The sequence below is a fragment of the Paenibacillus marchantiae genome (genome assembly GCF_028771845.1).
In the GTDB taxonomy this organism is placed as follows: Bacteria; Bacillota; Bacilli; order Paenibacillales; family Paenibacillaceae; genus Paenibacillus; species Paenibacillus marchantiae.
In genome coordinates this window covers 413,076-437,014 of the sequence record NZ_CP118270.1, presented here as the reverse complement: position 1 = coordinate 437,014, position 23,939 = coordinate 413,076, and the positions used below count along the sequence as shown (strand labels likewise).

The window sequence follows — 23,939 nt, the reverse complement described above, 5'->3', positions numbered from 1 at the left end:
CAGTGAAGTGGAGAAAGAGTGGACATTTTTATTTGATTTGGATGGAACAATTACAAAAAAAGAATTACTTCCTATTATATCCAAAGAGTTAGGATTGTACGAAGAGATAAAAAAATTAACAGAAGATACTATAAAGGGACTCATTCCTTTTCATGAAAGCTTTCTTAAAAGAGTTGACTTGTTAAAATCAATTCCAGTTAAAGTAGTTCAGGATATAGTACTGAGTGCCCCTTTGAACAAGAAAATTGTTGAGTTTATCAATGAGAACAAGGAACAATGTAATATCGTAACAGGTAATTTGGATGTTTGGGTGGGGCCCCTTTGTCAGCAGCTAGGAGTCAAAAGTTTTACTTCGAGAGCTGAGGTAGAAAAAGGGAAAATTGTCAGAGTGTTGGAAGTGCTTGAAAAGAGGCAAGTAGCAAAGAAGATACCAGGTGAATTTGTTGCTGTGGGTGAAGGGAACAACGATGCTGAAATGATAAGAGAAGCAACTATTGGTTTAGCTTATGGGGGGGTGCACGCTCCAGCAAAATCAGTTTTGGCATATGCTACTCATGCAATATATCAGGAGGATCAATTATGTCGATTTCTAAGACAGTTGTTATAAACTGTGCGGGAGTAGGTTCAAGATTAGGGTTAGGTATCACTAAAGCATTGATTGAATTAGAGGGAAAGCCTCTTATCTCCTGGCAATTGGAAATGTTAAAGAACATTGAGGATGTTCGAGTAGTTGTTGGTTTTCAAGCTGATCAGGTTATTGAGCATGTGTTGACCGTAAGGAAGGATGTAACTTTTGTTTTTAATCATGACTATCTAACGACTGGAACTGGGGCTAGTTTATCTTTGGGAGCTAAGCATGCGAAAGGTTTAGTCATTTCGCTTGATGGAGATCTGTTGGTGCATCCAGAAGACTTCCAGTTGTTCCTAGAGTCTAGAAATGAGTGTATTGGGTACTGTGATATTAATACAGAGGACCCAGTACTTGTTAATATTATTCAAGACAAGTCTGAAGAATTTATAACTAGTTTTTCAAGGACTAAAGGAAACTATGAATGGTCAGGGCTAGTTCAGATTGATGCTGCGAAATTAGAGTCGGGTAAAGGGCATGTCTATCAAATTATAGAGAAGTTTAACCCAATGAAGGCTGTTTCTATTAGATGCCAGGAAATAGATACTCCACAGGATTATGATGCTGCGCTTAAATGGGTTCGAACTTATTTAATTGAAAAAGAAATTAATCTGAATTTAAAGGGGAGCATGCAAATTGCTAGATAAAAATAAGGTAGATAGTTTTTTTAAAAGAAGAGCGAAAATTTCTGATCCTGAGTTAGCGACACACTATAAGAAAGATGATACTATAAATTTTGATATTAACCTTATAGAGAAATATGTAAATACTGACTCGAAAATTTTGGATTTGGGCTGTGGACCTGGAAGGATAACAAATATTTTAGAATCGAAAGTTTCATATATTAAGGCCGTGGATAATCAAAAAGAATTTTTGTCGTCCTGTACTAATTCACCGAAGGTTGAAAAAGTTGTAGCTCATCTGGCAGATTTTCAAGATGATAATAAGTACGATGCTATTTTACTATTCGGGGTGTTAAATTATTTCAATAATGATGAAGTTGAAAAAATATACAATAATTGCAATTCAATGCTAAAGATGGATGGCGTTTTAATTGTAAAACATGCTTGTGGAATTTTTGAAGATGTTATTATTGATAAATTTTCAGAACAAATTAATGATTGGTACCATGTTCTATATAGGCATATTGATAGAGATCAAGTCTTACTTGAACAAGCAGGTTTCAGTTCTTCGGTAGTAGATATATATCCGCCCCGATTGAATCCTTGGAGTAATACTCATTACCATGCGTTTGTAGCAAAAAAAGTTTAAGGATACCAACTTTTTATAACTAGTATTAAATCTCTTCAAACTTACACCTTACTAACCGATAAATATAATAAATAATTCCATCGGGGGATGAACGATGAATCTACAGTTTTCATTTTCTACCAATGTGACCGGAAGCTCTGCGGTCACAAGTGGCGCACAAAGTGAGTCTCGTGGCAGTCAGGACATTCTTTTGCAAACGGTTAGGAACGGAACGGATTTATCCAAACTTGAACGCCAAGGCATGAATATACCGCCAGGCGACGAACATCTCATTAAAGCTATTGATAAAGCGATCAAGGCCCTTCAAGGACCTACAACGACTTTGGAAATGAGTGTTCACGAGAAAACGCATCAAATTTTAGTGAAAGTGCTCAATAAAGAAACAGGGGAACTGATTCGGGAAATTCCGCCTGAAAAAACGTTGGATCTGGTAGCAAAGATGATGGAGATTGCCGGAATTGTTATTGATCAAAAGGTATAGGAGGTCGACATAAATGGTAACAAGAATAAATGGTTTTTCCGGTATGGATATTGATAGCATGGTCAAGTCACTTATGACAGTGAAGAGAGCCCCGCTCGATAAGTTGAATCAACAGAAACAGGTTCTAGATTGGACAAGAGACAGCTATAGAGAGATCAATAGCAAGATTGTTCAGTTGACGAATAAATTGCAACAGATGAACTTGTCTGCAGCTACCAACACCCAAAAATCGACGGTTAGCGGAAATACGACAGCGGTAAGAGCGGAGGCGAACGCAGATGCCAGTCCTGTGAAGATGAATGTTGAAGTAGAAAAGCTTGCCAAAAAAGCAAATATGCAAAGTCAAAACGGACTTACATTTGGCGGCGTGACTGCAACCCTAACCACGACTCTTGGACAAATTGCAGGGGGGACTACTCCGTCAAAGTATGAACTTCATATTAATAATACATCGCTAGAGCTTAATCAAGAGGATTCTTTGTCAACTGTTGTTGCAAGCATTAATTCTAAGATCCCGACAGTCACCGCAAGCTTCGATGAAATCAGCGGGAAACTGACCATCACTTCCAAAGAGGGCGGGAAAAATATAGCCCTGACAGACAAGGATGGGTCGGTTCAATCGAGTACGTTGTCTAGCTTGTTAGGTTTGGTAAACAATGGACCTGAAGCAGGATTAGTGACGATTACCACTGATTCTGGAGAAAAAAAAGAATTTAAACCTGATGGAGATAGTCTGGTTGTAAATGGAGTCAAACTAACATTTTTAGAGACTAACGTAGGATCTCCTTCCAAAATTACAACTGAATCCGATCCCACCAAAGCGACGGACACGATCAAATCTTTTGTAGATACTTACAATGAACTTTTAGGTTTAATGAACTCGAAAATCTCTGAACAAAAGTATCGTGATTATACTCCATTGACAGCAGAACAAAAGAAAGAAATGACTGAAGATGATGTTAAAAACTGGGAAGAAAAAGCCAAAAGTGGATTGTTGAAAAATGATTCGATCCTTAGCACGGCAGTAGCTTCGATGAGGTCTATCATTTCGGGAAATCTAGGGATTTTGAGTGAAGCTGGAATAACAACCGGACAATATTATGAAAAAGGTAAGCTGCAGGTTGATGAGGATAAGCTGAAAAGTGCACTGACAAGCAATCCAGATCGAATTCTAAGTGCTTTTCGTGGTACTTCTTCGGATTCTAAAAACCCTACCATATTCAGCGGAGTGAGAACGGAGCTCAATTCAGTGTTAGATATGTTGGTGAAGAAGGTAGGTACTTCAAAGCAGGATACAGATGCTACTATGACATTGAAAACCGAAAGTATTATGGGCGAGCAATTGAAACAATATAACAAAAGAATCTCTAGTCTTGAACAAAAAATGACTGACTGGGAAACGCGTTATTACAAGCAGTTCGCAGCGATGGAGAAAGCAATGAGTCAAATGCAGTCCCAATCTTCCAGTTTGACAAGTTTATTACAGTAAATAAAAAGGAGGAATGATTGGATATGATTACATCTCCTTATGAGAAATATAAACAAAATTCTGTGCAGACTTCTACTCCCGGTCAATTGGTGATCATGCTGTATGATGGGGCCATTCGGTTCGTGAGGGCTGGTTTGGATGGCATTGAGACCAAAGATTATTCTAAAGCAAATATAAATTTGGGGAAGGCACAGACCATTGTCAGTGAATTAATGTCGACTTTGAATCAATCCTATCCGGTGGCCAAAAATCTGTTTGCTCTGTATGAATACATGAATCATTTGCTGATTCAGACAAACATAAAAAAAGAGAAAGCACACGGAGAAGAAGTTCTTGGCTACTTGCAAGAGTTGCGAGAGACGTGGGTGTTAGCTAACAAGCAAACGGCTGGGACCGTTTGAGATGGGTTACCAAGTTGATATAGATGATGCTTTGGATGAATTATCCAACTTGACCGAATTGTTCGTCAATGGGCTAGGTGACAAATCTTCAGATCAGGCAGAAGCCTTTGTAGGGGAACGTCAAGTTGTTGTAGATCACCTGATAGATATGACGGACTCCCATAAAATGAACGCTGAGCAACAAGAGAAACTGCGAAGCATCCTTAGTTACGATGAGTCGATCCAGACGCATATGTGGTCCTTAAAAAATATGGCCCAAAAATGGTTGATTCAGCGCAATGCTGCTCGGAATCAACGCAGCGTATACGAAGCTAAGTATGCGGCTGATAGCTATTTAATGGACAAGCGGAAATAAAAAGAAAAAACAGACCGGAAAAGGTCTGTTTTTTCTTTGCACCACTATATCGCATTTAGGAGGGGAAAATATGACAGAAAGCGGAAGCAAATCAACAAGAAATATTGTTTATTGGTACGCCAAATTATTTGAGTGGTTGACCTGGATTTCGGTGTTTAGAGGAGTAACGTGCATTATTTCAAAAAAGTCCAAATATTTTGAAAAACGTGAGTATCGCATTCGATTCATTGAATATTGGGTTTTTCTACATCTAGTTTTGTCAGTCATTTCGTTTATTTTAGTTTATTTATGGGGTGAGCAAACTTGGTTAGTCTACATACTTAGCGCATATGGTGCATTGAGAACCTTTGAAATTATGATCTATCAAGTAAATGTTCTTTTATTCGACCAATATCGACATGAAATGAGAAGAAAACAGAATTCAGAAAGTGACACAGAAAAGGAATATGAAGTTGAGGGTTATCTGAGAATGATAATTTTATTGATCCACAATGTTTTTGAAATCATCTTTTGGTTCGCAATGATGTACATGTACTCTCTGGGGTTGTTTAAAATAGAGAATGATATTTCGAATAATATAGCCCAAGCGATGTATATCAGTTTTGTTACAATGACTTCGTTTGGGTCTCCTAATTACAACATTAAGGACTCATTGGGCATGTATCTTATTTCGATTCAGTCGATTATCGGGCTGATTATGACGTTGTTGACGTTTGCGAGATTCATCTCATTACTGCCCGCAGTCAAATCTAGAACAGAGCAGGATAAATAAGTAAATCTTATCATCAGTCTGTTGTGTATCTTCCTTAAATGCCGTATGATCACTTTAAAATCTTCTATATACTTGGAGTAATTCGTGATTCCTCAAAATCCCCAATTAATCTACAAAAAATTCCAAGAAAACATTTACGTTACCAATTGACAATGGATAACTTTGGATGGTATTATCTGAATTGTGGGCTGAGGTTAAGGCCGAAGCTTCACTTCATTTGATGACGAAGGGAATGTTAGTGCATGCAAGGTAAAGTAAAATGGTTCAACGCAGAAAAAGGTTACGGTTTCATTGAAACTGAAGACGGCGGCGACGTATTCGTACATTTCTCCGCAATTCAATCCGAAGGATTCAAAACTTTGGAAGAAGGTCAATCCGTAGAATTCGACATCGTCGAAGGCGCGCGTGGACCGCAAGCAGCTAACGTAATCAAATTATAATCATCCGGACAATCCGACCTACATATATGGTTAGATGGTTACCAATTGAATTATCGCTAGCATCAGACTCCGGTTTTTCCGGGGTCTTTTTTTGTTTTAATAGATTCGAAATTTGAGAATCAGCCATAGAACATTATTCATATGAATTTGATAGATTCAAGACTTAGTTCGTATTCATTTTACATAATAGATTGAAGGAGCTCGGAAACGGTTAATTACATCATCAAGCGCCTAATAAGACCATCCATGTTAATTAACGATTATGCCTCAAAATGGTGAAATATCGCGAAATATGGCGGTAAGCCTATGTTGGCTGATGTGGCTTGAACAGATGTCATTATTCGGTCACCGGGAGTTTTTACATGGCGCTTACATTCGTGTTATAATGAAGTGGCAAAGGAAAAGGAGGAGTGCCCTATGAATTTAAGTATTCGAGGTCAACAAATCGAGGTTACCGATGCTTTGAAGGATTATGTCGACAAAAAGTTGAGTAGACTCGAGAAGTATTTCGATGCACCCCTTAACTCTGACGGTGCTGTTACCCTGAGCACGACGAGAGGCTTGCATACAGTAGAGGTGACGATCCCTTTGAAAGGCATTGTGCTCCGCGCCGAGGATGAGAGTGACGATATGTACGCTTCCATTGACTCCGTGGTGGACAAGCTGGAACGTCAGATCCGTAAACACAAAACGAAAATCAACCGTAAGTTCCGCCAGGAAGGCAGCCTGAAAACGCTCTTCGTCGAAGATCCGACAGGTACAGTGGCTACCGCTGAACTGGATGCGGAGACCGAAGATGATGACCTGGAAGTGGTACGGACGAAACGGTTTATGTTGAAACCGATGGACGTGGAAGAGGCTATCCTCCAAATGAACATGGTCGGCCACAATTTCTTCGTATTCTCAAACATTGAGAACGAAGAAGTCAGCGTTGTGTATAAACGGAACGATGGTAAATACGGTTTGATTGAACAAGGTTAAACCAATGAATTGAACTGAAATAAAAAATGTTTCTTTAATGATAACGAATGAACACAGGGACTATAGTCTTCTGTATTGGATTAAACTAACAAGAGCCTCCATCCTTTATGGGATGGGGCTCTTTTGTGCGTGGATTGCCTGGAAAAAAGTCGCTGAACCAAGATTGTGAAACTATTTCCCATGCAACTGCGTCTAATAGATAGTAGGAATAGACAAATCCGTGAAAATTGAATGCAAAATTTTCATTGCTTGCGGAGAAGTCGTTAAAGATGTATTCTTTTTCTCTATATTGAGATTTTCATCCAAATTTACCACCAAAATTCGTGAACATGCCTTATCTAACTGGAAAATGAAACGATAGAATCCAGGGCTTCCGCTAACGACTATGATTTTTTGCACTTAAACTCCATCGAAGAGGCTTCAGAAGTTCAAAGAAGTGTGCCGTGGCGTGTTGCGGCGACCCTTACAAACTGTTACAATTTATGCAAGAGAATCATTGTCCTGATGGGGAATTGTCAACGAATGATCGCTAATCATAATCAATGACAGGCACAGCACCATGAACATGATTCATAAGGCTCGGTATTCGGCTTATTTCTAATAACCGGATCCGGTTGAATACCGAATCAGCTTCATGAGGGAACCTTGGCAAGCCTGGAGTTGATTCATTTATATTATTTTTTATATCGTTTGTCACCCCCGGGCAAGTGGATGCATATCCATCCGATGGTGTCGCGCGGCGGCAACAGGGGGTCTATTCTGTTTTGCACGAAAGGGGTATACCATGCTAGGACTTGTCAAAAAGATCTTCGGCGACATGAACGAACGTGATGTTAAACGTCTGATGAAGACAGTCGATGTGATCAATAAACTGGAACCACAATTTCAGGCTCTGTCTGATGAACAACTGAAATCCAAAACGGATGAATTCCGTGCCCGCATTGAAAAGGGAGAAACAACAGATGAACTTCTTCCTGAAGCATTTGCAACCGTACGTGAGGCATCTCGCCGTGTACTGGGCAAACGTCACTATGACGTACAGATGCTCGGAGGCATTGCCCTTCATGAAGGCCGGATTTCAGAGATGAAGACGGGTGAAGGTAAGACACTGGTAGGAACACTCCCGGTATACCTGAATGCATTGACGTCCAAAGGTGTACACGTGGTAACGGTCAATGATTATTTGGCTCAACGGGATAGCCAGGAAATGGGACAAATCTATGAATTCATGGGCATGACGGTAGGGGTTAACCTGAGCGGTATGGACCATGCTTTGAAACAACATGCTTATGCATGTGATATTACGTACGGAACGAATAATGAATTTGGCTTTGACTATCTGCGTGACAACATGGTGTTGTACAAAGAGCAGATGGTTCAACGTCCATTGTTCTTCTGTATCATTGATGAAGTGGACTCCATTCTGGTCGATGAGGCACGTACACCTCTGATCATTTCCGGACAAGCTCAGAAATCCACGGACCTGTACTATGCAGCTGACCGTTTCGTGAAACGTCTAGTTCCGGAAGAAGACTTTACGGTGGACATCAAGGTGAAATCCGTAGCTTTGACTGAAGCTGGTGTGGCGAAGGCGGAGAAAGCATTTGGTATCGAAAACTTGTATGATCATGCCAATGTTACGCTCAACCATCACATCGTACAGGGATTGAAAGCTAACGTAATCATGCGTCGTGATGTCGATTATGTGGTGAGTGATGAAGAAGTACTGATCGTCGATGAGTTCACAGGCCGTCTGATGGCAGGACGTCGTTATAGCGATGGATTGCACCAAGCGATCGAAGCCAAAGAAGGCATTGAAGTACAGAACGAGAGCATGACTCTTGCTACAATTACATTCCAGAACTATTTCCGGATGTACCGCAAGCTCGCGGGAATGACGGGTACAGCGAAGACCGAGGAAGAAGAATTCAAAAAAATCTACGGTCTCGAAGTATTGCAGATTCCAACCAACCGTCCAAACAAACGGGATGATATGGCTGATGTGGTGTACAAGAGCATCGATGGCAAGTTCAACGCGGTTGTGGAAGAAATCGTTGCACGTCACAGCAAGAACCAACCGGTTCTGGTTGGTACGGTCTCCATCGAAAACTCCGAGCGTATTTCTGATATGCTGAAACGCCGTGGTGTCCGTCACCAGGTATTGAATGCCAAATATCACGCTGAGGAAGCTGAGATCATCACAGGAGCTGGACAAGCCGGTGCAGTAACGATTGCAACCAACATGGCTGGACGGGGTACAGATATTATCCTGGGCGAAGGTGTAGCTGAAGTGGGCGGCCTTCATATCATCGGTACAGAGCGTCACGAATCTCGCCGGATTGATAACCAGCTGCGTGGACGTGCAGGACGTCAAGGTGACCCAGGTTCTACACAGTTCTACCTGTCACTGGGTGATGAACTGATGAGACGTTTCGGTGCAGACAATGTACTGAACATGATGGAGCGTCTTGGTTTTGAAGAAGACCAACCGATTGAGAGCCGGATGATTACCCGTGCGGTCGAGTCGGCACAAAAACGGGTTGAAGGTAATAACTTTGACGTACGTAAAGTCGTTCTCCAATATGATGATGTTATGAACCAACAACGTGAGATTATATATAAACAACGCCGTGAGGTGCTTGAGTCCGAGAACATCAAACAGATTGTTATGGATATGATCAAGCCTTCCATTGAACGTATTGTAGAAGCTCATTGCAGTGATGACATACCGGAAAACTGGGAACTGCAGGAAGTTGCCGACTACATGAACAGCAAATTGCTGGATGAAGGCTCTGTAACGAAAGATGATCTGTGGGGCAAAGAAGCAGAAGAGATTATCGACTACCTGTTTGAGAAAGTTCAGAACAAGTACAATGCACGTGAAGAGCGAATCGGTGAAGAGATGGTTCGTGAGTTCGAGAAAGTGGTTGTGCTTCGCGCAGTAGATAGCAAATGGATGGATCATATTGATGCGATGGATCAATTGCGTCAAGGTATCCACCTTCGTGCCTACGGCGGTACAGATCCGCTTCGTGAGTACCAGTTCGAAGGCTTTGAAATGTTCCATCAGATGATTGCTTCGATTCAGGAAGAAGTAGCAACCTATGTGATGAGAGCACAAATCGAGAGCAACCAGGAGCGTCAAGCGGTTGTTGACGAAAGTCAGATCTCGACAAGCGGCGAACCTACGGCGAACCTACGGAGAAACGTCCGGTAAAAGTGTCTGACCAAATCGGACGTAACGATGCTTGTCCATGTGGCAGCGGCAAAAAGTTTAAACACTGCCACGGTCAAGAGTAGACTCTCTTATATTACCCTGTGTATAAGTTGGATCTAAATTTTTTACACCATAACGGAGAGTGCGGAAGCAATCTGGAGAAGCTACGCGTTCGCCTTTATCACCGGATTTTTCCCTTGTGAGAGGAAATCGAGAAAATCTGGGGATAAGAGCGATCGGAAGATGCTACTGCAATTGGAGTGGTAAGGTGTAACGAATGCTGGATCAACTTAAATAGAATGACATGAACGGCTCCTTGCAGCCGGGTATTCCAAATGATCAAGTGAAGGATGCATAACCTGTAATTGGTGCATAGTTATAACTATGTGACCATGATCAAGGAGAAGAGGATTGCCGATATAAAGGTAACCGAGACTCCAAGGTGAAGCATCGGATACTTGATCTGGAGGAATGCCCTGGATGCGGGGAGCTTATCTTAATGAAAAGAGGAATTGCACATGATCGATCCAAGCGTGAAGCAGGACCTGCGTGAAATAGGCAAGAAACTAACAAATCTTAGGGGGTCTCTTTGACTTAGATCTTAAGCAAGAGATGATTGAGAACTTCGAAGTGAAGATGTCCGCCCCGGATTTTTGGGATGATAATGATAAGGCACAATCTTTAATCGCTGAGCTGAACGCGGTAAAGGGATCTGTGGATCAATACACCAAGCTGCAGCAGGATTATGACGATGCGGTGATGATGGCAGAACTGGCTGACGAGGAAGGCGACGATGATCTGGCTGTGGAGATCGGCAACAGCGTGACAGCCATCGTAAGCAAGGTAGAAGCGTTCGAGCTACAGCTTCTCCTGAATCAGCCGTATGACAAGATGAATGCGATTCTGGAGCTTCACCCGGGTGCTGGTGGTACCGAGTCACAGGACTGGGGACAGATGCTGATGCGGATGTATACACGCTGGGCTGAGAAACGTGGCTTCAAGGTTGAGGTGCTGGATTATCTGGCAGGAGATGAAGCAGGCATCAAGAGTGTCACGCTATCCATCAAGGGGCATAATGCTTATGGGTATCTGAAAGCCGAAAAGGGTGTCCACCGATTGGTGCGGATCTCACCTTTTGACTCATCAGGACGCAGACATACTTCCTTCGTATCCTGTGATGTGGTGCCTGAGATTGATGACACGATTGAATTGGATATTCGAACAGAAGATCTCAAGATCGATACGTACCGTGCGAGCGGCGCGGGTGGACAGCATATCAATACCACCGACTCAGCCGTACGGATTACTCACCTTCCAACAGGTGTGGTTGTAACGTGTCAGAATGAACGGTCACAGATTAAGAACCGTGAACGAGCGATGACGATGCTTCGTTCCAAATTGTATGAACGTAAAATTGAAGAACAAAAACAACAGCTGGACGAAATCCGAGGAGAACAGTCGGATATTGCGTGGGGTAGCCAGATTCGGTCCTATGTGTTCCATCCCTATAGTATGGTAAAGGATCACCGTACGAGCGTGGAGACTGGAAACACAGGAGCAGTAATGGATGGCGACCTCGATGGATTCATCGATGGTTATTTGCGCAGCCAGATTAAAGTAGATACCGATTAATCAAAAGTTCTTGTATAGACCCGATACGTGTAGGCGTATGCTGGGTGTATACAGGGGCTTTTTTTTGAGCATATATACAAAAAAGGAGAGCAAGATGACATGCAACAGCAACAACCGTTACAAAATAACCGCAAGAAGAGGCTAACCACGCTCATTCCCCTGAACGGCCCATGGAGAAACGTTGTAGATACCGTATCCATTATTTTAGGTTCGTTTTTGATTGCCGTGGCCTTTAATTTATTTTTACTTCCGAATCAGATTGCTTCAGGTGGGGTATCCGGGTTATCGATATTGGGCAAACATTGGCTGGGACTTGAGCCGGCATACACCCAGTGGGCTATTAATATTCCGCTTCTGATCGCTGGTTTTCTCCTGATTGGCAAGCAGTATGGAATACGTTCTGTACTCGGCAGTATTGTACTGCCACTGTTTGTATACCTCACGAAAGACTGGGCCATTCCAACAACGAATCCGCTACTTGGTTCACTCTATGGAGGAATTGGGGTTGGTCTCGGGATTGGAATCGTATATCGGGGTAGAGGTTCAACAGGGGGCATGAGCATTCTGGCCAGGATCGTACAAAAATATAGTGGACTGAGTTACTCTCTCTGTGTTGTGATGATGGATGCTACGGTCATTATTATGGCTGCCTTTGTATTGTCATTGGAGCAGTCACTCTTTGCTCTGATCGGATTATACGTTACCGGAAAAGTCATAGATGCCGTCGAGATGGGGCTTGGTAACTCGAAGGTAGCTTATATTATTTCCAACCAGACCGAACCGATTACGAAGGTGATTCTGGATGATCTGGATCGCGGACTGACGAAGCTGGAGGCAAAAGGTGGTTACACCGACGATCAGCGCACTGTACTGATGGTGGTGGTCGGACAGAATGAGGTGCCTAGACTGAAAGCTTTAATTCGGTCCGTGGACCCGGGGGCTTTTGTCATTATTAGCAATGCGCATGAAGTACTGGGCGAAGGCTTTAAGCGTGGGGAATTGTAAGTTACAGCGAGTAGGGCACTCTATAAATCAAACTTAACACATTCACATGATAACGGAGAGCACTCTAGAGGTCATTCGTTTAACTTATAAGAAAGTAAATATATAATCTAAAAAAGCAGGTACTCCTCCACCAGACATAGCTGGAAAGGAAGCACCTGCTTTTTGTTTTGTCTTTTGGAACGAAAACCACTGTACTACTTACTGTATCTGCTATAACTACTGTATTTACAGAATCGGAGACAGCAGACGAGAAATCGCTTCTTTAAATTTGATCTTCACACTGCGTTTATTGTATTCCTCCAGTGTCATCTCACGGGATACAAGAAGATCATGCTCAAACGTCTGCACAAGAGTAGTCGCAATCGCTTCGTCATACATAAAAGCATTTACCTCAAAGTTCAGTCGGAAGCTGCGGTAATCAATATTAGCGGTTCCCACAGATGCGACCATACTGTCGATAATGAGCGTTTTGGCATGAATAAAGCCGTTATCGTAGATGAAAACAGTTGCTCCCACCTTTAACAACTCACCGATATAAGATAGCGTAGCCCAATATACAAAGGCGTGATCCGGTTTATTTGGAATCATAATTCGAACATCGATTCCTGACAGGCACGCAAGACGAATGGCTTCGAATACACTGGCATCTGGAATAAAATAAGGCGTTTGAATCAGAATCGAATGTTTGGCTCCATTAATCATTTTCAGATAACTGTTCTTGATATGCTCTGTCTCTGCATCCGGTCCGCTGGATACAATCTGCATGGCGGTTGTTCCTGTGCCCTCAATATGAGGAAAATGCGCCGGAACATATGGGGTATCGTGCTGCTTAGACGCTTCATTCCAATCGAGAAGAAAACGGGTCTGAAGAGCATGAACAGCATTACCCTGAATACGCAAATGAGTATCGCGCCAGTAACCGAACTTGGAATTCAAGCCGAGATATTCATCCCCTACATTAAACCCGCCTGTATATCCAAGGTTGCCATCAATGATGACGATTTTACGGTGATTTCGGTAGTTCATACGCAGGTTGATCAGACTGAATTTGGATGGAAAAAAGACCTCAACCAAACCGCCTGCTTCGCGCAATTCTTTGAAAAAGCGTTTGGATACCCGCCGCGATCCCAGCGCGTCATACAGCAGACGAACTTTGACACCTTCGCGCGCTTTACGAATAAGTGCATCCCGGATTCTTTTGCCGAGTCGGTCACCTCTATAAATGTAGTATTGCACGTGAACATGATCTTTCGCTGCCTCGATATCATCGAGCAACCGCTGGAATTTGTCTGTTCCGTCGGTAATAATCTCGACCGCGTTGTCTTCGGTCAACAGAGCATCGTTTTGCTTCAGGTTCATATAAATCATGTCCTGACTACTCTCTGTCGCTTGATTACGGAAAGGTGTTCTATTGTCTTGCAGCTGTGCAAGCTGGGCAGCAATACGTTCTTCAAGCCCAAGCTTCTTGCGCTCTTTCCACTGGAAAAGTCGGTAGCGCGTCAGGTTTTGCCCTGTTAATAAGTAGAGTACAAACCCGAACACCGGAATAAAGTTCAAGACGAGCAGCCAAGCCCAGGATGCACTGGCATCCTTTCGTTCGAAAAAAACGACCGCTGCAGCGAAAATAATATTCAGGCCCAGGAGTACAACAAGTAAAATGGATTCGATATGCACTGTAGTCCCCCATGTCTCATAATGACCATCATGAATCCATTCATAAACCCTTCATCGTGTAGATTGATTATGAATTAGACCCTGGTTGTAATGTTTCCTATAATACGTATTTTAGCAGAAGTATACGGGTTCGTCCGCAGATGTTGGAAAGATATGTTCGGAAGCGATGAGAATCCATGTAAAATTGATGATAGAGTGTTGTATTTATATAACTAGAGTCGTATAATAATACACAAATATGCATAGAAGCGACGGAATTGCTGTATGAAAGCTCTTTTGGAGCAGGAGAACAGTATAAGTAGCGCATACGACAAGATTGGGGGAGCGAGAGTGAATAACAAATTAAAAGTGGCAATCGTCGGTTCCACCGGCTACGGCGGGGTGGAGCTGATTCGTTTTTTCCAGAACCATCCGCAGGTTGAAATTACTTCGGTAATCTCTTCATCCAGCAGTGGTGAGTCCATCGCAGATGGATTCCCGCATTTGACGGACGTGATTCAGAGGCCACTCGACGGCGTAGACCCGGCTGAGATCGCAAGTCGTGCAGATCTGGTGTTCACAGCAACCCCGTCTGGTGTAAGCGCAAAGCTCGTTCCGAGTCTGCTTGAAGCAGGTCTTAAGGTCATTGATCTGTCTGGAGATTTCAGACTCAAGGATGGAACGGTTTATGAAGAGTGGTATAAACATCCGGCACCATCTGCATCATTGCTGGAACAGGCGGTATACGGCATGGCAGAGGTGTATGGCGACGAAGTGAAGGGCAAGAACTTTATTTCCAACCCAGGCTGTTACCCAACGGCTACGTTACTCGGATTGGTTCCAGCTGTTGAAGCAGGATGGATTGATCCTTCCAGTATTATTATTGATGCCAAATCTGGAGTGTCGGGTGCGGGACGGGGAACAAGTTTGACGAATCATTATGCAGAAATGAATGAGAACTTCAAAGCATATAAACTGAACAAACATCAGCATATTCCTGAAATTGAGCAAGTGCTGGGGAATATCACTGGAACTCCAGTCACTGTAACATTCACAACTCAACTGGTACCGATGACGCGTGGAATCATGAGTACGATGTATGCCAATCTAACTGGTGAACACAGTGACCGTGAAATCGTTGATCTGTACCGCAAATATTATGAGAATCGGCCGTTCGTGCGTGTACGTGAGCCGGGGATCTGGCCTTCAACGAAGGAAGTATACGGATCGAACTATTGTGATATCGGATTTGCAGCTGACCCTCGTACAGGTCGTTTGACGATTATTTCGGTCATCGACAACCTGGTAAAAGGTGCATCCGGGCAAGCCATTCAAAATATGAACCTGATGATGGGATGGGAGGAGAACCTCGGGCTGAACATGACGCCGGTATATCCATAAGGTTTGAATCATTGGGAGAGTGTCTAGACGCAATTCCGAAACCACGTGGGGAAGACGGATCAGGCAAAGCAAGCGGACAATCGGCATGCAGCCGAACGCATAACGGGGGATAACATATGGGAACAAATGTGGAGCAAAAGGCTTTTACAATAGTTGAGAACGGAACGATTGTAACCCCGCACGGGTTCACTGCTGGTGGACTGCATTGCGGATTGAAAAAAACTTCTCGTAACGATATCGGAGCGATCCGCTGTGACGTGCCGGCAACAGCAGCTGCGGTGTATACAACGAACGTGTTCCAGGCCGCACCTCTGAAAGTCACACGTGAGAGCTTGAGCAATGGACGCCTTCAGGCAGTCATCGTGAACAGCGGGAATGCCAATGCGTGTACTGGACAACAAGGTGAAGAGGATGCCTACGCCATGCGTACGGCGGCTGCACGTGAATTGGGGGTAGCAGAAGAGGATGTTGCTGTCGCTTCTACAGGTGTCATTGGTGAATTGCTGAAGATGGACGCTGTACACTCGGGGATTAGCGGACTTCCGGCACGTCTGGGCAAGGAAGCAGAAGAAGCGGAGCATTTTTCCCAAGCTATTCTGACAACCGATTTGGTGAAAAAGGAAGCCTGCGTCTCCGTTGAGGTGAACGGCAAAACGATTACCATTGCCGGTGCTGCCAAGGGATCGGGGATGATTCATCCGAATATGGCGACCATGCTGGCCTTTATGACCTCTGATGCGGTCATCGGTGCAGAAGCGTTGCAGCGCCTGCTGCGTCAGGCGACCAATCATACATTTAACATGATTACAGTGGATGGAGATACGAGCACGAACGACATGCTGGTCGCAATGTCCAGTGGTCTGGCAGGTAACGAAGAACTGACCGTGGAACATCCGGATTGGGATGCTTTTGCTGCAGGATTCACATATGTGTGCGAAGTGCTTGCCAAAGCCATTGCGCGCGATGGCGAAGGAGCAACCAAGCTGGTAGAAGTACAGGTAACGGGTGCCGTAAGTGATGAATCTGCGCAAGCTATTGCAAAGACCGTCATTGGGTCCAGCCTGGTGAAATCCGCGATGTTTGGCGCAGATGCCAACTGGGGACGAATTATCGCAGCCGTAGGGCGCGCGGGACAGCCAGTGAACCCGGAGACGGTTGATATCCGTCTGGGAGAAATCCCTGTACTCGCCCAATCCCGTCCAGTCGTATTCGACGAAGAAGCGGCTCTGGCCTACTTGCAGACCGATACCGTACGTATTGTGGTCGATCTGCACCACGGCGAGGGAACAGCCATCGCATGGGGCTGTGACCTGACGTACGACTATGTACGAATTAACGCGGCATACCGCACGTAATATTTTGTGGTTAGTTTAGTTAATCTAGCAGCTTCATTATTGAAAAGCTGCTTTACAAAAATATGTAGAACATCTATAAGGATTAAACTTTTTGAGTTTGATCATTGACGGGGATAGTGAAAAAGTCGGAATCGATTCTGTAGAAGCGCAGCGTTCGCCTTTGTCTCTGAGTTTTTCCCTTAGAGAAGGGGAATCCAAAAAACTTGGAGACAACAGCGATCAAAAGAACGATCCGAATTTGTAACGGCTAGACCCGTCTAATCTGGATTTATTAAGTGTTAGGCCTTTTAGAATATTTGAATTGAAAGGAGTGTCCTCATGAATTCAACATTGCAAAATGAGAGTACCGGAACTGAAGCAGGTGCCGAGAAGCAGACGTTTGTAATGAAATGCGGAGGCAGCACGTTGGCGGCGTTGCCTGAATCCTTTTTTGCGGATCTGCGTGACTTGCAGTCCCAGGGAACTCAGCCTGTCATCGTACATGGCGGCGGCCCTGTGATCTCGGATAATTTGGCGAAGCTGGGCATTGAGACCGAGTTTGTGAACGGATTGCGCAAAACAACGGAACCCGTGCTGGACGTCGTGGAGATGGTTCTTGCGGGGAGTATTAATAAACAGATCGTACGTCTAATCCAACGTGTTGGTGGACGTGCGCTGGGCTTGTCGGGTGTGGACGGTGGTTTGATTCAAGCGAAACCGGTTAGCAACCATGCAGAGATTGGTTGGGTAGGCGACGTAACGGGGGTTAACGCGGAGATTATTCAAGGCATTGTGGAAATGGGCTATATGCCAGTTATCGCGCCAGTTGGTGTGGATGCATCCGGGCAGCGCTATAACATCAATGCGGATACAGCCGCAGGTGCGGTAGCTTCCCATCTCGGAGTGAGTCGGATGATCGTAGTAACCGATGTCCCTGGCATCATGAAGAATGTAGGCGGCGAGAAAAAAGTACTGCAATCCGTCTCTGTACAGGAAATTGAGGATATGATCCAAACCGGAGAAATCTATGGCGGCATGATTCCAAAGGTACGTGCAGCCATCGCTTGTATTCACGGCAAAGTGCGTGAGGTCATCATCGTAGATGGCAGCGAGCCACAGATCCTGAGCCGTGTGCTCGGCGGAGAAACGATCGGAACCCGAATTATCCGTATGCAGTAAGGTGAAGTTGTGATAACCAGAGGAATCAACATTATGTACACGGCATTTTTTATATAAGATGAACTGGACATGACACGAGAACGGAGAGTGCAGTACCAATCTGAAGAAACAAAAACGCGAGAACGGAGAGGACAGAAATAACCTGAAGAAGCGGAGCGTGCGCCTTTATCACTGGATTTCCACCTTTAAACAATTAATCAAAGAAATCTGGGGATAACAGCGATCGGAAGGTTGTTCTGTCATCGAAGTGGGAGTATGCATATGTTCGGAAGGTGGACTGCAATCGGAGTGGCCTTGTGGAAAGCAGGTTTAGCTTATATGGTTTGCCTAGTGTACTCATACCAACAAATAAGGAGTGATAGGTGATGGCAAAAGGCAATGAACAGCCAGGTTCTGGCACAGCAGTAGCGGGCGTAGCAGCGACAGGTGCAGCGGCACAGACGGAAAGCTCTCTTTTCCAAACGTATGCGCGTTATCCAATCAGTTTGGTCAAAGGTAAAGGTAGCTGGCTGTGGGATGATCAGGGCAATCGTTATCTTGATTTCATGTGCGGGTTGGCTGTAACGAGTCTGGGCCATGCACCGGAGAAAGTCGGAGCCAAGCTGAAAGCTCAGATTGATGAGCTGTGGCATGTATCTAACCTGTTCCAGATTCCCGGTCAGGAAAAAGCGGCGGCTTTGTTGACAGCAAATACGTGCGCAGACGCTGTATTCTTTTGTAACAGTGGTGCAGAAGCGAATGAAGCGGCAATCAAACTGGCGCGTCGCTATCACCAGAAGGTAAAAGGCACAGGTCGGTACGAAGTCATTACATTTGCCCAGTCCTTCCACGGACGGACACTCGCAACCTTGACAGCAACTGGGCAGGATAAGGTGAAAGAAGGATTTTTGCCATTGCCAGCCGGATTCTTAACCGTACCATTGCATGACACAGCGGCTCTCGAAGCGGCAATCGGACCCAATACAGCAGCGATCATGCTGGAGATGGTGCAAGCCGAGGGCGGCGTGCATCCGGTCAAACCAGATTTTGTCCACCACGTTCGCAAACTGTGTGAAGAGCATGGATTGCTGCTGATTGTAGACGAAGTACAGACCGGAATGGGACGTACAGGCAAACTGTTCGCGCATGAGCATTATGGCATTGAGCCGGACATTTTCACGGTAGCCAAAGGTATTGGTAGTGGATTCCCTGTAGGTGCGATGCTGGGTAAAGGTTATTTGAAGGATGCGTTTACTGCGGGCAGTCATGCAACAACGTTTGGCGGTACACCGCTTGCTTCTTCTGTGGTTATTGCAACGATTGAGACCATGCTCGAAGATCATTTGCCAGAGCGTGCAGCTGAAATGGGCGAATACCTGATGAACTCTCTGCGGGAGCGTTTGGCTGGTAATTCGTTTGTAAAAGAAGTTCGGGGTTTGGGTCTGCTTGTTGGAATCGAATGTGCTGAAGCGGTAGGCGACATCGTGCTTGCTGGTCAGAAACGAGGCATTCTCTTTGTTTCCGCAGGACCGAATGTCATTCGTCTGCTTCCAAACTTGTATGTGAGCAAGGAAGAGATAGATCAGGCGGTATCCTTGGTAGCTACGTTGATTGAAGAGCATGTGGCTGCGAAGAACGCTTAATAAGGCTTTATACAACCTTTCTGACTCGGGGCCTTCATGGGCCTCGAAGCGGAACTAAATGATGAATCATGAATCCCTGTAGCCGCGCGGTAAACTAGCGGAAGATGAAAGTGAGTAGTCGGATGGCAAGATATCAACCTTCTACACTTTTCTGCCCATGCGGGTGCAGGGAACCGGAAATAAGGAGGACAACACTAACATGACACAAGCGCAACAGACGGAAAAGGTACAGAAGGTCGATCTTAGAGGCCGAGATTTCATTGAATTTACAGATTATACAGCGGAGGAAATCCGCTATTTGCTGGACCTTGCGATTGAGATTAAAGGCAAACAAAAAAACGGTGTGCCGTATCAGCCACTCCAAGGCAAAACGATCGGACTCATTTTTGAAAAATCATCTACACGTACGCGTGTATCTTTTGAAGTCGGTATGTTCCAACTGGGCGGACACGCGCTCTTCCTGAGCAAAAATGATATCCAACTCGGTCGCGGGGAAACGACACATGATACAGCCAAAGTCCTGTCACGTTACCTGGACGGCATCATGATTCGTACCTTTGGACACCATAATGTGACTGAACTGGCACAACATGCGGATATTCCGGTTATTAACGGACTGAGCGATGCAGCACATCCGTGCCAAGTACTCGCAGACTTCCAAACTGTGCTGGAGCACAAAGGCAAGCTGGAAGGTCTGAAAATGGCTTATGTCGGAGACGGCAATAACATGGCTCATTCCCTTATGCTTGGTGCAGCGAAGATGGGTATGCATGTTGCAGTAGCGACTCCGGAAGGCTATGAGCCTGACAGCGCAGTTGTAGAGCAGGCGCGCAGCATTGCACAGGAGAGCGGCTCACAGGTGACTGTAACGTACAGTGCTCAGGAAGCTGTGAAAGATGCGGATATCGTGTATACGGATGTATGGGCGAGCATGGGTTTTGAAGAGGAACAGAAGATTCGTGAACAAGCATTCGCTGCGTATCAGGTCGATGAGGAACTGATGAAAGGCGCGAAGCCGGATTATATGTTCCTGCACTGCCTGCCAGCTCACCGCGGAGAAGAAGTGAGTGCTGGGGTAATTGACGGACCTAACTCCCTGATCTTTGATCAGGCGGAGAACCGACTGCATGCGCAGAAAGCATTGATGGCTGCGTTAATGAGCGAATAGATGCTGTTTGCCTGAATGGGTTGATTTTAGGCGCAGATTTCGCGATGATAGATAAAAGTTTATAGCAACTGATCTTGGGGAGGACCACCACACATGGCTAAAGAAAAAATTGTACTCGCGTATTCAGGCGGGTTGGACACATCTGTAATTTTGAAATGGTTGAAAGAAACATATGATGCGGAGATTATCGCATTTACGGCGGATATCGGACAAAAGGATGAATTGGACGGCCTTGAGGAAAAAGCTCTCGCTACAGGCGCTTCCAAAGTGTACATCGACGATCTGCGCGACGAGTTCGCCAAAGATTTCATCTATCCAATGTTCCAAGCAGGCGCCCTTTATGAAGGACAGTATCTGCTTGGCACAAGTATCGCACGTCCACTGATCGCTAAACGTATGGTGGATATCGCTCGTGCAGAAGGCGCTACTGCGATTGCTCACGGCGCTACGGGTAAAGGGAATGATCAGGTTCGTTTTGAGTTGAACGCAGCTGCGTTGACACCAGACATCCAAGTCATCGCGCCTTGGCGTCTGGAAGAATTCCGCAATCAGTTCCCTGGACGTGCCGAGATGATCGCTTACGCAGAAAAACACGGCATTCCGGTAACCGCATCGGCGGCTAAACCATACTCCACAGACCGTAACCTGCTGCATATCAGCTATGAGAGCGGCGTGCTCGAAGATCCTTGGTTCGATCCAAGTGCGGACGAGAACAAAGACATGTTCCTGCTTAGCAGTGCACCTGAAGATGCGCCGGATCAAGCGGAATATGTTGAACTTGAATTCGAACAAGGTGACTGTGTTGCACTGAATGGTGAGCGCCTGAGCCCACTGCAAGTGATGGAGCAACTGAATGAACTTGGTGGCAAACATGGTATCGGCCGTGTGGACATGGTAGAGAACCGCTTCGTTGGCATGAAGAGCCGTGGCGTATACGAGACACCAGGTGGAACAATTCTGTTCACTGCTCACCGCAAAATGGAATCCATCACGATGGATCGCGAAGTCATGAATTTGCGTGATAGCCTGATTACACGTTACAGCACACTCGTTTACAACGGCTTCTGGTTCGCACCAGAACGTCTGGCGTTGCAAGCGCTGGTGACTAAAAGCCAGAAAAATGTAACAGGTACCGTTCGTGTGAAACTGTATAAAGGCAACATCATCGGCGCAGGTGTGAAAAGCCCTGTCAGCCTGTACAACCCGGACATTGCCACGATGGAAGCTGATCCAACACAAGCCTACGATCAAGGAGATGCAACGGGCTTTATCCGCCTGAATGCATTACGTTTGAAAGTAAATTCCGGTGTGGAACAAAACAAAAACTAATTTTTCATTATGCATATAAAGCATCACGATAATAACTGACAAGGCGGGCCGTTCTTGCACATCTGGCAGGAGCGGCTTTGTCCATGAGCGAAAGGGGAGTACTCACTGTGAGCAAGCTGTGGGGAGGACGTTTTACCAAACAAACCAATCACCTGGTTGAGGAATATACAGCGTCAATCAACTTTGACAAAGCGTTGGCCGAGGAAGATATTCAAGGAAGTCTGGCTCATGTAACAATGCTGGGCAAATGTGGAATTCTGCCAGTAGAGGATGTAGAGACGATTAAAGAAGGTTTGATCACTGTTCTGCACAAAATCCGTGCAGGCGAAGTGGAATTCTCCGTATCGGATGAAGACATCCACATGAATATTGAGAAAAACCTGATCGATACCATCGGCCCTGTAGGCGGCAAATTACATACAGGACGTAGCCGGAATGACCAAGTGGCGACGGATATGCACTTGTACTTGCGTGAGCGCGTAGTTGGATTTGTTGGCATGCTGCACTCGTTGCAGGAAGCGCTGATCGGACAAGCCAAAGATAATCTTGATACGATTGTACCGGGATATACGCATCTTCAACGTGCACAACCGATTCTGTTCGCTCATCACCTGATGGCGTATGTATCGATGTTCCAACGGGATGCAGAGCGTCTTATGGACAGCTACAAACGCATTAACGTCTTGCCACTGGGTGCAGGTGCGCTTGCAGGCACAACGTTCCCGATTGACCGTCATTTTGTGGCTGAACAGCTGGGCTTCGATGGTGTATACGAGAACAGTCTGGACGCGGTCAGCGACCGTGACTTTATCGTAGAGTTCCTGGCAGCCGCTTCGCTGATCATGACTCACTTGTCCCGTCTGAGCGAAGAGTTGGTACTTTGGAGCAGCACGGAGTTTGGATTTGTTGAATTGGATGATGCATTCTGCACAGGCAGCAGCATTATGCCACAGAAGAAAAATCCAGACGTTCCGGAACTCGTTCGTGGTAAAACAGGACGTGTGTACGGCAACCTAATCGGTTTGCTGACCGTGTTGAAATCTCTGCCGCTCGCTTACAACAAAGACATGCAGGAAGACAAGGAAGGCATGTTTGACACGGTAGCAACGCTGGAAGGTGCACTTCAATTGTTCGCTCCGATGATTGCAACGATGACGGTCAACAAGGGTCGGATGCGTCAAGCAGTCAATCAGGATTTCTCCAACGCTACAGATATTGCGGACTTCCTCGTGGGCGAAGGTTTGCCATTCCGCCAAGCGCATGAAGTTATCGGTAAGACGGTATTGTATTGTATCCAGAACGGTAAGTATCTGTTGGATCTGACCATCGATGAATTCCGTCAGTTCTCTCCGTTGTTCGATGAGCGTATTTACGACGTGCTGCAACCAGAAGCGGTTGTAAATGCTCGTAATGTTTACGGCGGAACAGCTTCCAATCAGGTGGCTGAGGCGATTGGACGGAGTGAAAAGGTGCTGGAAATTACAGAGCAATGGATCACCAATCGGGGATAATGCCACAGTTACTAGAATGAAATAAAGATATACAACGCAAAAGCAGGCCGAGAATTTCTTCTCAAGGCC

Annotated in this window: 23 protein-coding genes; 22 read left to right on the top strand and 1 reads right to left on the bottom strand. The window is 45.2% G+C overall.

Annotated elements, in window-relative coordinates; genetic code table 11:
* Positions 1–7: 7 nt before the first annotated feature.
* The 14 genes from PTQ21_RS02185 to PTQ21_RS02120 all read left to right on the top strand — a co-directional run bounded on the left by PTQ21_RS02185 (position 8) and on the right by PTQ21_RS02120 (position 12,673).
* A complete protein-coding gene (locus PTQ21_RS02185; RefSeq protein WP_269053921.1) occupies positions 8–607 on the top strand; it encodes an HAD-IB family phosphatase in 600 nt (199 codons plus the stop codon).
* Positions 580–1,275: a phosphocholine cytidylyltransferase family protein gene (locus PTQ21_RS02180; RefSeq protein WP_269053920.1), complete on the top strand. Its 696-nt coding sequence runs from the start codon at positions 580–582 to the stop codon at positions 1,273–1,275. Before PTQ21_RS02185 ends, PTQ21_RS02180 begins: the two co-directional genes overlap by 28 nt.
* Positions 1,265–1,900: a class I SAM-dependent methyltransferase gene (locus tag PTQ21_RS02175; RefSeq protein ID WP_274568647.1), complete on the top strand. Its 636-nt coding sequence runs from the start codon at positions 1,265–1,267 to the stop codon at positions 1,898–1,900. The genes PTQ21_RS02180 and PTQ21_RS02175 overlap by 11 nt, the downstream gene beginning before the upstream one ends.
* Positions 1,901–1,994: 94 nt before the next feature.
* Positions 1,995–2,381, top strand: coding sequence for a flagellar protein FlaG (locus PTQ21_RS02170; protein WP_269053918.1), 387 nt, complete (start codon positions 1,995–1,997; stop codon positions 2,379–2,381).
* 13 nt (positions 2,382–2,394) lie between these two features.
* Positions 2,395–3,870 carry a flagellar filament capping protein FliD gene (gene fliD / locus PTQ21_RS02165; protein ID WP_274568645.1) on the top strand — a complete coding sequence of 492 codons (1,476 nt, stop codon included), beginning with the start codon at positions 2,395–2,397 and terminating at the stop codon, positions 3,868–3,870.
* A gap of 23 nt (positions 3,871–3,893) precedes the next feature.
* Positions 3,894–4,271 (top strand): flagellar export chaperone FliS, encoded by a 378-nt coding sequence (fliS, locus tag PTQ21_RS02160; protein WP_269053916.1) that lies wholly within the window; start codon positions 3,894–3,896, stop codon positions 4,269–4,271.
* Between the two features lies 1 nt (position 4,272).
* Entirely contained in the window at positions 4,273–4,626 is a 354-nt protein-coding gene (locus PTQ21_RS02155) for a hypothetical protein (protein ID WP_269053915.1), read from the top strand.
* Positions 4,627–4,696: 70 nt separating this feature from the next.
* On the top strand, positions 4,697–5,398 hold the full coding sequence (locus PTQ21_RS02150) for a hypothetical protein (RefSeq protein ID WP_269053914.1): 702 nt from the start codon (positions 4,697–4,699) through the stop codon (positions 5,396–5,398).
* A 242-nt stretch (positions 5,399–5,640) separates the two neighbouring features.
* Positions 5,641–5,838, top strand: a complete 198-nt coding sequence (locus PTQ21_RS02145; RefSeq protein ID WP_024631599.1) for a cold shock domain-containing protein — start codon at positions 5,641–5,643, stop codon at positions 5,836–5,838.
* Positions 5,839–6,255: 417 nt separating this feature from the next.
* Entirely contained in the window at positions 6,256–6,819 is a 564-nt protein-coding gene (gene hpf, locus PTQ21_RS02140) for a ribosome hibernation-promoting factor, HPF/YfiA family (protein ID WP_053779540.1), read from the top strand.
* Positions 6,820–7,603: 784 nt separating this feature from the next.
* Complete coding sequence (gene secA, locus PTQ21_RS02135; RefSeq protein ID WP_274568637.1) at positions 7,604–10,036, top strand: preprotein translocase subunit SecA; 2,433 nt, start codon at positions 7,604–7,606, stop codon at positions 10,034–10,036.
* 2 nt (positions 10,037–10,038) lie between these two features.
* Positions 10,039–10,119, top strand: a complete 81-nt coding sequence (locus PTQ21_RS31435; RefSeq protein ID WP_274570430.1) for an SEC-C metal-binding domain-containing protein — start codon at positions 10,039–10,041, stop codon at positions 10,117–10,119.
* 435 nt (positions 10,120–10,554) lie between these two features.
* A protein-coding gene (gene prfB / locus PTQ21_RS02125; protein ID WP_274568636.1) for a peptide chain release factor 2 occupies positions 10,555–11,668 on the top strand; the annotation gives its coding sequence in 2 pieces (ribosomal slippage) (positions 10,555–10,626 and positions 10,628–11,668; 1,113 coding nt in all).
* 99 nt (positions 11,669–11,767) lie between these two features.
* The gene (locus PTQ21_RS02120; RefSeq protein WP_274568634.1) at positions 11,768–12,673 is read left to right on the top strand and encodes a YitT family protein; all 906 of its coding nucleotides are present in this window, start codon (positions 11,768–11,770) and stop codon (positions 12,671–12,673) included.
* A 225-nt stretch (positions 12,674–12,898) separates the two neighbouring features.
* Here PTQ21_RS02120 and cls read toward each other — a convergent pair whose 3' ends face one another.
* Positions 12,899–14,347: a cardiolipin synthase gene (cls, locus tag PTQ21_RS02115; protein ID WP_072733585.1), complete on the bottom strand. Its 1,449-nt coding sequence runs from the start codon at positions 14,345–14,347 to the stop codon at positions 12,899–12,901.
* 330 nt (positions 14,348–14,677) lie between these two features.
* On the opposite strand from cls, the gene argC reads away from it, so the two are divergent.
* From argC to argH, 8 genes are all read left to right on the top strand, one after another.
* Positions 14,678–15,727: an N-acetyl-gamma-glutamyl-phosphate reductase gene (gene argC / locus PTQ21_RS02110; RefSeq protein ID WP_269054042.1), complete on the top strand. Its 1,050-nt coding sequence runs from the start codon at positions 14,678–14,680 to the stop codon at positions 15,725–15,727.
* Positions 15,728–15,843: 116 nt separating this feature from the next.
* The gene (gene argJ / locus PTQ21_RS02105) at positions 15,844–17,082 is read left to right on the top strand and encodes a bifunctional glutamate N-acetyltransferase/amino-acid acetyltransferase ArgJ (protein ID WP_274568629.1); all 1,239 of its coding nucleotides are present in this window, start codon (positions 15,844–15,846) and stop codon (positions 17,080–17,082) included.
* A gap of 91 nt (positions 17,083–17,173) precedes the next feature.
* Positions 17,174–17,326, top strand: coding sequence for a hypothetical protein (locus PTQ21_RS02100; RefSeq protein WP_274568628.1), 153 nt, complete (start codon positions 17,174–17,176; stop codon positions 17,324–17,326).
* 74 nt (positions 17,327–17,400) lie between these two features.
* Complete coding sequence (argB, locus tag PTQ21_RS02095) at positions 17,401–18,240, top strand: acetylglutamate kinase (protein ID WP_274568627.1); 840 nt, start codon at positions 17,401–17,403, stop codon at positions 18,238–18,240.
* Positions 18,241–18,605: 365 nt separating this feature from the next.
* Positions 18,606–19,862: an acetylornithine transaminase gene (locus tag PTQ21_RS02090; protein ID WP_274568626.1), complete on the top strand. Its 1,257-nt coding sequence runs from the start codon at positions 18,606–18,608 to the stop codon at positions 19,860–19,862.
* Between the two features lie 199 nt (positions 19,863–20,061).
* Positions 20,062–21,030 (top strand): ornithine carbamoyltransferase, encoded by a 969-nt coding sequence (gene argF / locus PTQ21_RS02085; RefSeq protein ID WP_072733580.1) that lies wholly within the window; start codon positions 20,062–20,064, stop codon positions 21,028–21,030.
* A gap of 93 nt (positions 21,031–21,123) precedes the next feature.
* Positions 21,124–22,359, top strand: coding sequence for an argininosuccinate synthase (locus tag PTQ21_RS02080; protein WP_274568625.1), 1,236 nt, complete (start codon positions 21,124–21,126; stop codon positions 22,357–22,359).
* A 107-nt stretch (positions 22,360–22,466) separates the two neighbouring features.
* Positions 22,467–23,870 (top strand): argininosuccinate lyase, encoded by a 1,404-nt coding sequence (gene argH, locus PTQ21_RS02075; RefSeq protein ID WP_269054041.1) that lies wholly within the window; start codon positions 22,467–22,469, stop codon positions 23,868–23,870.
* The last annotated feature ends 69 nt before the right edge of the window (positions 23,871–23,939 follow it).